The 13,839-nt window shown below is 42.1% G+C and carries 8 protein-coding genes; 4 read left to right on the top strand and 4 right to left on the bottom strand.

Annotated elements, in window-relative coordinates:
• The first annotated feature begins 14 nt into the window (after nt 1-14).
• The gene (locus tag Q8O20_RS04555) at nt 15-383 is read left to right on the top strand and encodes a hypothetical protein (RefSeq protein ID WP_305530179.1); all 369 of its coding nucleotides are present in this window, start codon (nt 15-17) and stop codon (nt 381-383) included.
• Here the strand turns inward: Q8O20_RS04555 and Q8O20_RS04550 are convergent.
• The 4 genes from Q8O20_RS04550 to Q8O20_RS04535 all read right to left on the bottom strand — a co-directional run bounded on the left by Q8O20_RS04550 (nt 380) and on the right by Q8O20_RS04535 (nt 8,481).
• Nucleotides 380-2,188 carry a diguanylate cyclase gene (locus Q8O20_RS04550; protein WP_305530178.1) on the bottom strand — a complete coding sequence of 603 codons (1,809 nt, stop codon included), beginning with the start codon at nt 2,186-2,188 and terminating at the stop codon, nt 380-382. The genes Q8O20_RS04555 and Q8O20_RS04550 overlap by 4 nt on opposite strands.
• Nucleotides 2,185-5,004: an EAL domain-containing protein gene (locus Q8O20_RS04545; protein WP_305530177.1), complete on the bottom strand. Its 2,820-nt coding sequence runs from the start codon at nt 5,002-5,004 to the stop codon at nt 2,185-2,187. The genes Q8O20_RS04550 and Q8O20_RS04545 overlap by 4 nt, the downstream gene beginning before the upstream one ends.
• A 100-nt stretch (nt 5,005-5,104) precedes the next feature.
• On the bottom strand, nt 5,105-7,567 hold the full coding sequence (locus Q8O20_RS04540) for a bifunctional diguanylate cyclase/phosphodiesterase (RefSeq protein ID WP_305530176.1): 2,463 nt from the start codon (nt 7,565-7,567) through the stop codon (nt 5,105-5,107).
• Entirely contained in the window at nt 7,567-8,481 is a 915-nt protein-coding gene (locus tag Q8O20_RS04535) for a substrate-binding domain-containing protein (protein ID WP_305530175.1), read from the bottom strand. Before Q8O20_RS04535 ends, Q8O20_RS04540 begins: the two co-directional genes overlap by 1 nt.
• A gap of 127 nt (nt 8,482-8,608) precedes the next feature.
• Here Q8O20_RS04535 and Q8O20_RS04530 point away from each other — a divergent pair, with 127 nt between their 5' ends.
• From Q8O20_RS04530 to Q8O20_RS04520, 3 genes are read left to right on the top strand one after another with little or no spacing between them, the layout of a single operon-like run.
• Nucleotides 8,609-9,328, top strand: a complete 720-nt coding sequence (locus tag Q8O20_RS04530; RefSeq protein WP_305530174.1) for a helix-turn-helix domain-containing protein — start codon at nt 8,609-8,611, stop codon at nt 9,326-9,328.
• 4 nt (nt 9,329-9,332) lie between these two features.
• Nucleotides 9,333-12,536 carry a chemotaxis protein CheB gene (locus Q8O20_RS04525; protein ID WP_305530173.1) on the top strand — a complete coding sequence of 1,068 codons (3,204 nt, stop codon included), beginning with the start codon at nt 9,333-9,335 and terminating at the stop codon, nt 12,534-12,536.
• Nucleotides 12,529-13,839, top strand: coding sequence for a diguanylate cyclase domain-containing protein (locus Q8O20_RS04520; RefSeq protein ID WP_305530172.1), 1,311 nt, complete (start codon nt 12,529-12,531; stop codon nt 13,837-13,839). Before Q8O20_RS04525 ends, Q8O20_RS04520 begins: the two co-directional genes overlap by 8 nt.

Raw genomic sequence — 13,839 nt, 5'->3', positions numbered from 1 at the left:
ATAAGGAACACCCTATGCCGTTAACGGAAACTCAAAAACAAATTATCAAAGAGTCCACCGAGCTTTACCGCGCGGAGATTACCCAGATCAACACATGGATCTACAGCGAAGCCAACGATGATCGATGTGATCAGCTCTATCTGCTCCGAGCCCTCTCAAGCATCGAGCATGGCAACCGTATCGGGCTGTTCAATGATGAGGACGCCTCAGAAGTGTACTTCGAAGAGGTAGCAAAGGAAGTAAACCGCTATTTCCCTGAAAAAGATGATGCCGAACTCTTCGATGACATTTCCATTTTGGAAGATGATATCAGAGAGCGGTACTTTGAAAATCCCGCAAAAGAGAAACAAGCCATTTTAAGTGCATTGAAACTCAGTTTTTAATAAACGACACGATTACGGCCGCTCTCTTTTGCTTTATATAACAGTTTATCTAAACGGTTGAGGAGTTCTTCGGATGATTCATCATTCTTCAGTGCCGCAACCCCGAACGAACAGGTAATTCGCCCCACTCTTTCAAAATTTTCAAGTTCAATCGTTTTTCGAAGGATTTCGGCAACACTCAACGTCTCTTCCAATGAACTATCCGGTAAAAGTATAATAAATTCTTCTCCTCCCCAACGGGCGATAATATCACTTTTTCGAAGCCGCTGTTTCACCAGTGCGGCAATATGTTTTAATGCCTCATCTCCAATCAGATGTCCGTATAAGTCGTTTACTTCTTTAAAATGGTCAATATCAAAGAAGATGACTCCCAACGATTTTTGATCGCGAAGAGCCATATTAATGGTATGTTGAAACACCATTGTAAAATGAAGTCTATTGGCGACCCCGGTCAGCGGGTCCGTCATAGAGCGCGCTTGTATCGATGAAATATCGGTAAAAATAACAACATACCGCTTCTCTTGATGAAATCGCAATACAGAGAGTTTAACCTCAAAAATGGTCGTTTTCCCCTCTATGGTAATTTTAGCTTTATGATGGACATACGGATGATCGGAAATATATTCGCTCCAACGCTGATCATTCACCATCGGCAGAAGGTATTCCTCGGTATCTCCCTCTTCAAAATATTCACATACACATTGATGCTCACGCTTAAATGCGGCGACATTTGTATAGTGAAAATAGGCTAGAAACGTTTTATTTGCGGCAATAAGCTGATGACCGTCCGTAACAATAACAGGTGAGGGGATGGCATCGAGAATGGTTTGATTGTAGGCTTCTTGAAAACTCATTTTTTCAGCAACCGTATCGTACACCCGACTGACAATCATCCATAAAATAAAAATCAACACCAGCGTGATCAATGCCGTAGCTATAATCATCTGAAAAACATGATTTGAAAAATCAGCAACCGCTTGAACAAAAATGACAGCTCCGATCGGCTGGTTTAGATAATTGTTGACGATAATAGCTTTCATAGCATAGGTTTGATTCGCATAGTTGATAACACTGTTTTCAAGAATTTGATGCTGATTTTTATAACTTTCGATCAAAGGGAGAAGCTTAGAGGATACATTGATCGCTAACATATCACCGATTTGGAGGAAGTTGCTGATACCGCTTAAAACCCCCACATTATTTTCTTGGATCATAAAAAAAGACTGATAGCCGGTATAGCGGTTTATTTTATCGGTAATGTAAGAGGCTTCAATCCCAAATTCAACAGCCCCCAAATAAACTCCATCTTCAATCACCGGAGTGAGGATACGAAATGCCAATCCCTGCCGTCCCTCTTCAAATCCGTAAACCGTTTTATGCTCTCGGTGAATATGTGCTACCATAGAACGTTGAGAGGCAATAGGATCACCGTAAACTTCGGGCTGGTGCATCCGAAGAAGTGATGTTCCATCGGCATTGTGAAACTGCATGATAGTGAGCATCGGATTCTCTTGACGCATCACTTCCCATCGCGGTGCAATCAAAGGGTAGAGTGCATCATGATTTTTCGATCGAAACGCGTTTAAAACCCCTTCCGTTTTCATATTGGCATCTGCGCGTGATACATAGAAACGGACGATATCGTGAAGCGTTTCTTCGTAATTAAGACGGACGCTTTGATAAATATCGCTCATCCGAGCCTCATACTGGTCTTTATCATGCAAGATACTGTACGTGGCTACAATCGTAGCTACCCCGAGGATAACAGAACTCAGAAGAAGCAATATTTTAGTTTTTAAACTCATGCTTTTTCCTTGGTCATTGTGATCTTGTAAAGTGCTTCAAACTCCGCTAACGGCAACGGGCGGCTAAACCAGTAGCCCTGATACGCATTGCACCCTATTTCGGAGAGGGCATTACGTTGCTGTAGTGTCTCTACCCCCTCTGCAATGACCGAAAGCCCCATACTCTCCGCCAATGCTATAGTTGATTTGCAGATAATAGCATCGTTGGGGTCTACTAAAAGATCACGAACGAAACTTTGGTCAATTTTTAACTGATCCAGAGGGAGACGTTTCAGATACGACAGCGACGAGTAGCCGGTACCGAAATCATCCAGAGAGAATCCTACCCCTGCATTTTTTAATGCCGCCATTTTTTCAATTACATCTTCCACGTTTTGTACCAAAATACTCTCGGTAAGCTCCAGCTTCAATCGCTTTGCATTGGCACCGCTTTGCTTTAGTGCTAACAATACCTGAGATACAAAATTGCTTTGGCTGAACTGTTTCGCGCTGACATTGACCGCAATGCTCATCGTTTCCATTTCGGGAAGATGTGACCATACTGCCAACTGTTCACACGCCGTATTTAAAATCCAATCACCGAGAGGAAGAATAAGAGCCGTCTCTTCGGCTACCGGAATAAAATCGGCCGGAGATACCATACCGCGCTGCGGATGCATCCAACGTACAAGAGCTTCGACACCGCTGATCAATCCGTGAGTGTCAACTTGGGACTGATAATAGAGGATAAATTGTTTCTCCTCGATCCCTCTGCGAAGATCCTCCTCTAACCCGGCACGCTCCCTCAAGGCAGATTCCATATTCGGATCAAAAAAGCTCAAACCGTTACGCCCCGCTTCTTTAGATTTATACATTGCCAAATCTGCCTGTTTCATCAGATCGTCGATAGAAGTATCGTCACTTTTGTAAAGTGTCACCCCGATACTCGCACTGCTACGATGTTGAATCTCACCTAAAAGATAAGGTTGGTTCAAGGCGGCAAGAATTTTTTCTGCAACTCCTTCACTCGCAGTTGCCGCATCGGTTTCATTGCTGCTGAGTCCGGATAGAATCACCACAAATTCATCCCCGCCGAATCGTGATACGGTATCTCCTTCACGAACACACAGGCTGATGCGACGGGCAGCCTGTTTCAAAAGTTTATCCCCCATATCATGTCCTAGCGTATCGTTGAGCGTTTTAAAATTATCCAGATCAATAAATAATAATGCCCCGTAATTGCCGCTGCGTGAACTTCCCATCAGAGCTTGCTTCAATCGATCCAGTAACAAAATCCGGTTGGGAAGTCCCGTGAGCTGATCAAAAAAAGCCAATAAATTGATTTTTTCTTCGGAGAGCTTATGCTCACTGATATCGGTATCACTCCCTCGGTAACCGAGTAAAAGTCCCTCATGGCTTACCATAGCGATTGCATTGCTAGAGAGCCAAACCGTGCGCCCATCATGCTTAACCGCAAGGTTTTGAATCTTTTCATACGATTCATGGCGCTCAAAAATTTCAAAGATTTTTCTTCTACATGCTTCTCTACCCTCTTGCGGATAAAGCTCATAAAAATATTTTTGGCCGACAAGCTGATCACTTCGATATCCCAGCACCTGTTCTACGGCATTGCTTACATAGGTATACATTCCTTGAGCATCAATCTCCCATACAAAGGTTCGACTCTGCTCGGCAAGTTGTTCAAAACGCTCTTCAGCTTCTAGCAGATTGGCTTGTTGATGACGAATATTTTTATCGGTTCGGCGCAATACCAAAAAGATAAAGCCTAAAACCACCCCTATTAAAATAACTCCGCTCAAAGCATTAACAGTGATAAAACCAAGCAGCTCCGATTTCTCATGAGCAATATCTTTCATAATAATCATATCGCCGATCTCTTTGTCAGAAACATCTCGTACGGGAATAATCGAAACCCGCCATTTTTTACTATCCTCAGCTACTTCATGATTAATATCCTGATGGGATAAGCGCTCCATATCATGATGATGTTCCATTAAACTCAGAACATTTGTCAATCTCTCTTTCGACGTATAAATAACGGCATCGTTAGGGAGCTGATTCCAATCAGCCTTTCGCCCCAACATACGCATCCCTTCTTCCCATGTCTGACGCTTCAGATACTCTTTTCGGATAACCACCGCAATCTCATTGCCGCTTTGAATATGAAGGTTTTGGAGAACATCCTCAATCTCTTTACCGAGCTCTACATAGCCTATCAATCTATCGCCCTCAAACACAGGCTGTATCACTCGCAGGGTAAATGTACCTAAGGGGCCGATTTCAATACCGGATGACGCTTTATGGGTCCACTCGGCTTTTAGTGCGGTGAATCTATTGATGAGATCCCCGCGTTTGGCTGGATTATGTACCCTCAACAGACATACTCTGTTTTTATCTAAAAAATAAAAATGGGTGAGATGATTCTCTTTTTTCATCGTCTCGAATACACGTTCCCAATCCCTCAAAAGACGTTCACTATCCCCTTCTCGAAGCGCTTCTTTCACGGCTTTATTACTGACGATAGGTTGCAGCGCCATGGCCAATCCGGAAGCTTGCTGATCAAGCGTCCCCTGAAAATCCTCCGAGACCTCATTGAGTTGGCCGACAACAATATCCTCTAAATAACGGGAGTGTTGTTCCCCTATGAGTACCCCTGCACTTACGATCAATACCAAAACCATCACCGACAGAATGATCATCAATCGACGCAGTATCGGTTTAGGTGACATACCGGCATTGCAAATACGATTTTCTAGTAAATTACCTAAACGGATAACGGCATGTAATGATTTTTTTAAATAGCTATAAGCGGTCATTTAATAATCCTAAATCATTATTATTTGTTTTTCTTAATTAGATAGACACTCTGTATCTATCTTATTCTATCCGTATTAACTGTAAAATCGATTAAAACTCTCACTTTTGATTTAGCATAAACTGCTTTAGCTCCTCTATTTTTAAAGGCTTCGCGTAATAATACCCCTGTATTTCATCACACCCCTCTTGCTGTAAAAATTCAAGTTGTTCTTTGCTCTCTACCCCCTCGGCAGTAACAGAGAGACCGAATGTTTTTGCCAATGCGATAATCGCACGTGTAATCGCGATCCCCTCAAGAGAGCCCGGGAGATCGTCAATGAACGATTTATCAATTTTAAGCCGGTCAACGGGAAGTTTTTTAAGATAGCTTAGAGAAGAGTAGCCTGTTCCGAAATCATCAATCGCAATTTTAATCTTTATAGCACGCAGTTTACTCAAAGTTGCAAAAGCTTCACTCGCATTTGTTGCGAGATAACTCTCCGTGATCTCTATTTCAATCCATTCCGGATCAATATGTGTTTGTTCGATTATTGAAGAAAGAATGTCAAAAAATTTACTGTTTTGCAGCTGTAGTGACGAGACATTGAACGCAAAATAAGGGAGGAGATACCCTTCTTGACGCAATAGCATAAAATCTTCACACGCTTGTTGCAAAACCCATGAACCGATCGGAATGATCAGCCCCGTCTCTTCCGCCAAATGGATAAAACGATCAGGACTCACCCATCCGATAAGAGCACTGTTCCATCGAATCAATGCCTCAACGGCCACTATTTTTCCGCTTGAAGCAGAGACTTTAGGTTGATACACAAGGGTAAATTCATCTCCCCTCTCAACCGCAGTTTTAAGGGCATGAAGTCTCTGTGTCCGATCTTCAACAATATGGGCAAGTTCCTCCGTAAAAAAGCAATAGCGGTTGCGTCCGGTATCTTTTGAGCGGTACATTGCCAGATCGGCATTTTTCAGCAATGCAGAAATCGTTTCTCCATCATCCGGAAAGAACGCTACCCCGATACTGGCCGTTGTACGGATTTCATGGATTCCGCATGCAAACGGGAGCTGAAACGCATCCATGATTTTTTGCACGATCGGCTCGACGGCTGAAATCTCATAAAACCCTTCGATGAGGATATTAAATTCATCTCCTCCGATCCGTGCGAGCGTGTCCGCATTTCGAAGTATCTTACTCAATCGTGCCGCAACTGCCTGCAACAGCAAATCCCCGACATCATGTCCAAGAGCATCATTGATCTGCTTAAACTGGTCCAGATCCAAAAAGATAATCCCGAATTTATCTCCGTTACGTCTCGCCATATCGATGCCGTGCTGTACCATCGTATTAAACAATCGACGGTTCGGAAGGCTGGTAAGCGGATCGGTATTGGAGAGATCTTCAAGCTTTTTTTGAGATGCTATCAGTGCATTCTCCCGCTCTTGGACACTTAATGCAAGGCGATTAACATTTTTGGAAATACTCTCAAGCTCATCACCCGTATGAATCACCTGCATATCGGAGTAGTCTTGGCGTTCAATCTTTTCGATCTGATTCATAAGCGAATTCAGAGGCTGAGCGATACTCCGTTTGAAAAGTCTTTGCAAAAATAAAAGTGTCAGCAGAGTCAGTGTCGTAATGAGGGTAAAAAAAGCTATTCTGTTTTCCTGAAGTGCTGTTTCCAGAGATGACTTATCCAATGCGGCAGAAATAACGATATCCCCTTCCAACGTTGCCATACTTACGGAACCTAAAAAGCGATTCTCTTCTTCGATTATTGTCAGTTTTTCCTTTTTTAAGGAACGCAAATTTGAATTTTTCTGACTCCAGATTTCAATTCCTAAATCACGGGATAATGCCTGAAAATAAGGTTTTGATATATATCTTGACATCTCGATATGGGTGATAGTTTGATTGCTGTCTTTTACAAACAGGCTTTCATGGGACTTGATAACAAGATCGTTTTGGTATCGGTGATACGTTATCACACCCCCCTTGACAAGATCGTTGTATTTGTAATACGAAATATGTTTATCCGGCAAATCTCCGAGAGGGCGTTTAACATAGTCATACTCGTTTTCATAACGGCTGTAAAATACCGGTTTTCCCTCTTCAAATGAGACGAATGTCAGGTAATATCCATGTGCTCTTTTCGTAACATACGCTATAAGATCTTCATGGGCATCGTACAAAGCGATATCGTTATTGAGCGATATTTTCACCCGATTGAGTAGCTCTTCTGCGAGCCTCTTTTTTTCTTCATCCAATAAGACGGTATCGTAATGCATTTTATCCTGATAGGTATTTATAAGCTCGACCGATGCGAGAAACGACTCGTCATCTTTGATAAAAGCAATCCCTTTTTTCAGATCTGATTCCACACCGCCAAGATCGACCTTCAGACGATGAAACGCATATTCGATTCTCTGATGGGCGGTTTTAACAAAATTTTCGCGTAAAAAATAGTCAAAATAGACCCCTGACACAAGAAACATCACGGCCGTTGAAGCGACCAATATAAGTGCTAGTTTCGTTTTAAGGTTAAATAACCTGAAGAGTGTTGTTATCATTAAAAAATCGGGGCTTCTTTCTCAACATTTTCTTTCGTAATAAGTTTTACCGGTATGACTATATGTTTGGGAACGCTCTCCCCTTTAAAAATTTTCAAAGCGGTCTCAACCGTTTTTTTTCCCCCCAACGGAAAAAGAACCGAGCCGCTCTGAGTCCCTTTACGGATAGCATCACGCGCTTCAGAGGTATAATCACACCCGATAGTAATAATGGATGAGGGATCTATGGTATGACGGAGCATCGCTGAGCGTGCTCCACTGAGCATGCTGTCACTCTCAGAAAAAATAGCGTCCACCTTTTCCCCTGAAGCAATCAGCTTCTCCATCTCCAAAATAGCATCTTTACGAAGATAGTTTCCCGTTCGTTTGATCACACGAATCCCCTTGTGTTTAGCGATCTCATCCATAAACCCTTTGGAACGCAATTTCGTAACATCGGCTTTTTGCAACCCTTCAAAAAGGAGAACTTTCCCTTTTCCTCTTAAGCGCTCAGCGATGTATTTTGCCCCCATCTCTCCGATTTTGATATTGTTAGAGTTAATAAAAGTGGTATACCCATCCCCTTGAATACCGCGATCAAGGATGATCACCGCAATTTTGCTTTTCACTGCCTTGAGAATCACCGGAACGACCGCTTTTTCATCATTGGTTCCCACAACGATCAAATCGACTTTCGCATCGATAAAGCCGTTGATATGACGGATAAGCAATGAGGTTTGCCCTTTGGCATCCGAGTAAACAAATGTCAATTCAGAATGTTTGGCCGCTGCATCACGTACCTCATACACTTGCGCTTTACGAAAATCATTTCCCATTGTATCTTGGGCAAAGGCAACAGTTTTTGGTTCTGCATAGAGCATGGCTGCTCCCGTAAGCGATAATAATAAAATAAATAATTTTGTAAATTTAATCATTATATACTCCTTTTAAGATTATAACGTGTTCACCACCAATATTCAATTCGAATATAAAAAGGGTATTTATGAAGATTATTGGATAAAAAAGACACTTTGAAGACACTTTTTGATTACAATAGCCACCATGAATACTCATCACATAATTAAGCTTTGCGACCGATGCTATTGGGATAGCACTACTGAAACTGTAAAATTGCATAATGAAATCGTCTCATTAACATCTAACATGACAAAAGTTTTGAAACTCCTCATTACCAATTACAATAAGCCAATCAGCAGTATTGACATATTTTTTCATATATGGGAGAACTTTGAAAATGAGTATAAACCGAGAAATGTCCGTAACTTAATCAGTAATTTGCGCAAACGTCTCCCCTGTCTTTCGATCATCAACTATTACGGCGGAAGCTATATGCTGAAAAAAAATCGTGAGAGCCATCCTCTATTTACCGATCATTTGATTGAGATTCTCGATCAAGCCAAAAACGGCATCACGATATCCGATCCCAACCAAAACGACAACCCTGTCATTTACATCAATCACGCCTTTGCAGACGCGTTTGGATATTTACCCGAAGAGGTCATCGGAAGAAATTGCCGTTTTTTACAGGGGGATGATCGTGATCAGTCGGCACTTGAAGAGATACGCCAAGCTATGAATGCCCAAAAAGATGTCACCGTCACCCTTCGCAATTATCACAAATCGGGAAAGCTTATCTACAACGAAGTGACGATCAGCCCTATCTTCGATAAAAAAACACAAAAGCTAAAATATTATCTCGGGGTACAAAAAGATGTTACCGCAATTCAACAATTGATACAGCAGATAAAAGGGATGGTCTAACCCTATGGCAAAAAAGAAACGTCCCACCGATGCGTATAAAAGTTTAACCATTGTCGGAATCGGTGCAAGTGCGGGAGGATTTGAAGCCCTCTTAAAATTTATCCAAAATATTGAACCTTCCGAGAGTATTTCATATGTCATTACACAGCATCTCGACCCCAAACAACCAACCATGTTGGGATCGCTGCTCCAAAAATATTCCAAAATCCCTATCATTGAGATTACCGATACTATGGAGCCGTTGGGCAATATTATCTATTTTTGCCCCCCTAATTTTGACCTTGTTATCGAGAATAGCCAATTTTTTCTCATGGTTCCACCCCTAAAACCCTACCCTAAACCCTCGGTCAACCGCTTTTTTAAATCACTCGCCTTAGAGAAGAAAGAAAAAGCAATCGGCATTATCTTAAGCGGTACGGGAAGTGACGGAGCCGAGGGGATTGTAGCGATTAAACAAAGCGGCGGAATTGCCCTCGCCCAAAATGAAAAAGCGAAATATTTTTCAATGCCGAAAGCCGCTATCGATACCCAAGCCGTCGATGCGGTACTCCCTCCTGAACTCCTAGCACAAGGGATTATCTACGCCATCGACGATCCCACCTATTTTGATCGTCATTTTGATGTCTTGGACAACATTGACAAAGTTTTCAGCCTACTCAACCAAAAAGGGGAAGTTGATTTCAGCGACTACAAAGAGGCGACCATTCATCGCCGTCTTGAGCGTAGAATCACGGAGACTAAATCGGAAAGTGTGGACGAATACATCGCTTTGTTGCAACGCTCTCCGGCTGAAATACTGAATCTGAAAAAAGAGCTCCTCATCATCGTCACTTCCTTGTTTCGTGATAAAGAGGCATTTACCGCAATCGATGTCCATTTGGAAAAAATGCTCATCAGCAAACTCGACAATACGGTCCGAATATGGGTTGCGGGGTGTGCTACCGGAGACGAAGCCTACTCCATCGCTATTGTCATCACCGAACTCCTTAAAAAAATGGAGCTCACTAAAAAAGTGACTATTTTTGCCACCGATGTCAGTGAAGAGGCAATCGATGAAGCTCGAAGCCGAAGTTTTAGTGAAGAGGAAATGGGCCACATCGACCCTGAGTTGATTAAACTCTATTTTGTCGAAAAAAATCACCGCTATACCCCCACCAAAGCGATACGGGACATGATCGTCTTCTCCAAACACGATGTGATTAAAGACCCTCCGTTTTTAAATCTTGATCTTGTCAGCTGCCGCAATCTCCTCATCTATTTTAATCCCGACCTTCAACAACGGGTACAAAGTATTTTTTATTACGCACTGCGCTATCAGGGGCTCATGTTTTTAGGTTCCTCTGAAACAATCGGCACATTGACCAATCTCTTTTCAATCATCGATAACAAATATAAAATTTATCGTAAATCCAACGACACCGGAGTTGTCGATATCGAAGCCCTTGCCTATTTTCAAAAAAAAGAGTTCAAACGGGGATCGAAAAAATTACGGGATGAAGTTAACAGTCTGGATGTCAATAGCTCGATCAACGCCGCAGTCACCTCTTTTTTCGCCGTTAACGGGATTGTCGTGGATACCAACGGTACTATTTTATTTTTCAAGGGTGAGAATAAATACATCTCCAATCCGCAAGGGCTTGTCACCAATGATGTCTATCGGCAGACATCTGATTTTTTACGTTTGGATCTACGGGCAACACTCAGTGAAGCGATCCGAAACGAACAAGTTGTCGCTTCTAAAAAAATCCGAATTCTCCCTCTTGCAGATGAACGCAACTACGTAATCATCACTGTCTTTCCGTTGGGGCGCAACAAGCTCTCGGAAAACAGTTTTTTTATCACCTTTGATGATATCAATGAAAAAGAGAGTTCACCGCTTCTCACCTATCAGCCCCAAACCGTAGACGGGTATGATTTCAATATCCTCGAAAACGAACTCTCCGCCCTCAAAGAGCGGCTTCAAATTACCATAGAAGAGCTCGAAACATCCAACGAAGAACTCCAAAGTACCAACGAAGAGTTGCAGTCCACGAATGAAGAATTACAATCTACGAATGAAGAGCTGGAAACCTCAAATGAGGAGCTTCAAAGTACCAATGAAGAGTTACGTACCGTTAATGATGAGTTCGAGCACAAGAATAATGAGCTCGCTTTTGTCAACGAAGCCTTGAATAAAGTGGTAGAGGTCATTAATACCGACGTGTTGATCTTGGACAAAAATCTCGATCTTTTCCTCCATACCAAAGGGGTTGAGAAGTTTTTTGAGATCAATTATACCAACCGGATCAATCTCAGTGAAATCATTATCCATGAACATTTTCCGATACCGAATCTTTTTGAAAACATTAAAAGTGTCGTACAAAACACCAACGAAGTTCAGTATGACTTGACCATCGATCACCGGATATACTGGTTCCAAATCAAACGGATCAATCTCTCCAACGACGATTACGGCGTCATCATAAGCTTTACCGACAAAACCGACATAATCCGCAACCAAGAGCTGATGTTCCAGCAATCCAAGCTCGCCAGCATGGGAGAGATGATTGGTAATATCGCCCACCAATGGCGTCAACCGCTCAATACCCTTGCCTTAAATCTTTTCGGAATACAAAAAAAATTCGAAAACCATAGTATCGATGAGAGCTCGTTTAACACCTTTGTCGAAGAGTCTCAAAAGAACATTCAGCACATGTCCTCCACCATCGATGATTTTAGAGATTTTTTCAGTCCCAACAAATCGAAAAAGATTTTCTCGCTCCACGATGTGATTGAAAAAACAATCTTTTTTGTCAAAGACACCTTTGATCATCACGGCATCACCATTCAAAATGACCATCAGAATGATGCGCAGATTCATGGATTTGAAAATGAATTTGCACAGGTATTACTCAATATTTTCAACAATTCAAAAGATGCGTTAATCAAAAACAATACCCCGGAGGGGAGCATAAAAATAACCTTTGAACAAGAAGCTGAGATCATCAATATTCTTATCACCGATAACGGTGGAGGGGCATCTACAGAGGTAATTGCAAGGGTATTTGAACCCTATTTTACGACTAAAGAGAAAAAAGAGGGGACAGGAATCGGATTGTATATGTCAAAAATGATTATAGAAAACAGTATGGGAGGATCAATCCAGATGCTGCCGTTTGAAGGTGGGATGATGACAAAAATTTCTTTACGCACGGTACCGTATGCTTAAAAAATTCACCCTTCTCTATGTAGAAGATAACGACGCAACGATTGATGCTTTTATCGGAGCATTTCAGGAATATTTCAAAACCATTTTTGTCGCTCGCAACGGTGAAGAGGGGCTTGCTCTCTTTGAAACTTCCCACCCCGACATCGTCCTAACCGACCTTCAAATGCCTAAAATGGGTGGATTGGAAATGATTGCACGGATGCGCGAAATATCTCCCAATCTGCCGATCATTATCAACTCAGCCTTTAGTGATACCCATTTACTCCTCAAAAGTATCACTCTGCATGTCGATGATTATATTTTAAAACCGACCGATCCACACTTGTTACTCCAAGCTTTTGAAAAAGTGGCTCGCGTGTTGAATCTCGAGAAATCGCTGGTACGCTCACATACGATGATGCAGACGATCATCGATGAAATACCCGATCCTATCATGTACATTGAACTTGATTTCAGTGTCAGTATGATGAACAAAGCGGCAAAAGAGCTAGGGGGAGAAGATGTCAATGCACTACTTCCCAAATGTTATAAAATATCTAATAATACAAGCGGTGCCTGTGCAGAAGGTTCCCCTCTCTGTCCGATAGAGCATGTTTATAAAACGAAAAAACCCTCTACTCAACGCCATGTGCATACCGATAAAAAAGGGAAAAAACACCATATTGACGTTGCTGCTCGACCAATATTTGATGCCGATGGAATAGTCATAGCCTACCTTGAAATTCGCCACGATATCAGTAACTATCTCGATATCCAAAATAAATTACTTCACAAAACAAAAAAGCTTACCCATATTTCCATGCATGACTCGTTGACTCATTTACCTAACCGCCGTCTTCTTGCCGATCGAATTGATCACGCTATTGAGCGAAAAACACGTTCCGGCGGAGAGTTCGCAATCTTTTTTATTGACTTAGACCATTTCAAAGAGGTTAATGATACGTTAGGGCATTTGATCGGTGACCAGCTTTTGATTCAGGTAGCCAAACGGATACGAACAATGACCCGTAAAGGAGATACGATCGCACGTAACGGAGGAGATGAATTTGTCCTTCTCATCGATGACGGAGTATCAAAAAGCCATTTTACGACCGTAGCCGAAAAAATATTGAAACTTTTCGAAGCCCCTTTTCTCATCCAAGAAAAAGAGATTTTCAGCGCATGCAGTATCGGGATCAGTATTTTTCCCCAAGACGGACAAACCGTTGAATCGCTTCTCCATCATGCCGATGTCGCTATGTACACCTCTAAAGAGGCAGGACGTCAACAGTTTACTTTTTTCTTACCCCAAGCTGCCGTTTGA

The sequence above is a fragment of the Sulfuricurvum sp. genome (assembly GCF_030691015.1).
In the GTDB taxonomy this organism is placed as follows: domain Bacteria; phylum Campylobacterota; class Campylobacteria; order Campylobacterales; family Sulfurimonadaceae; genus Sulfuricurvum.
The sequence above is the reverse complement of the archived record's forward strand: the minus strand, read 5'-3'. Positions and strand labels throughout refer to the sequence as shown.

Coding starts and splice junctions, on each gene's coding strand:
- Q8O20_RS04540 (WP_305530176.1), bottom strand. CDS start 7,567: ATGATAACAACACTCTTCAGGTTATTTAACCTTAAAACGAAACTAGCA.
- Q8O20_RS04550 (WP_305530178.1), bottom strand. CDS start 2,188: ATGAGTTTAAAAACTAAAATATTGCTTCTTCTGAGTTCTGTTATCCTC.
- Q8O20_RS04535 (WP_305530175.1), bottom strand. CDS start 8,481: ATGATTAAATTTACAAAATTATTTATTTTATTATTATCGCTTACGGGA.
- Q8O20_RS04530 (WP_305530174.1), top strand. CDS start 8,609: ATGAATACTCATCACATAATTAAGCTTTGCGACCGATGCTATTGGGAT.
- Q8O20_RS04545 (WP_305530177.1), bottom strand. CDS start 5,004: ATGACCGCTTATAGCTATTTAAAAAAATCATTACATGCCGTTATCCGT.
- Q8O20_RS04525 (WP_305530173.1), top strand. CDS start 9,333: ATGGCAAAAAAGAAACGTCCCACCGATGCGTATAAAAGTTTAACCATT.
- Q8O20_RS04520 (WP_305530172.1), top strand. CDS start 12,529: ATGCTTAAAAAATTCACCCTTCTCTATGTAGAAGATAACGACGCAACG.
- Q8O20_RS04555 (WP_305530179.1), top strand. CDS start 15: ATGCCGTTAACGGAAACTCAAAAACAAATTATCAAAGAGTCCACCGAG.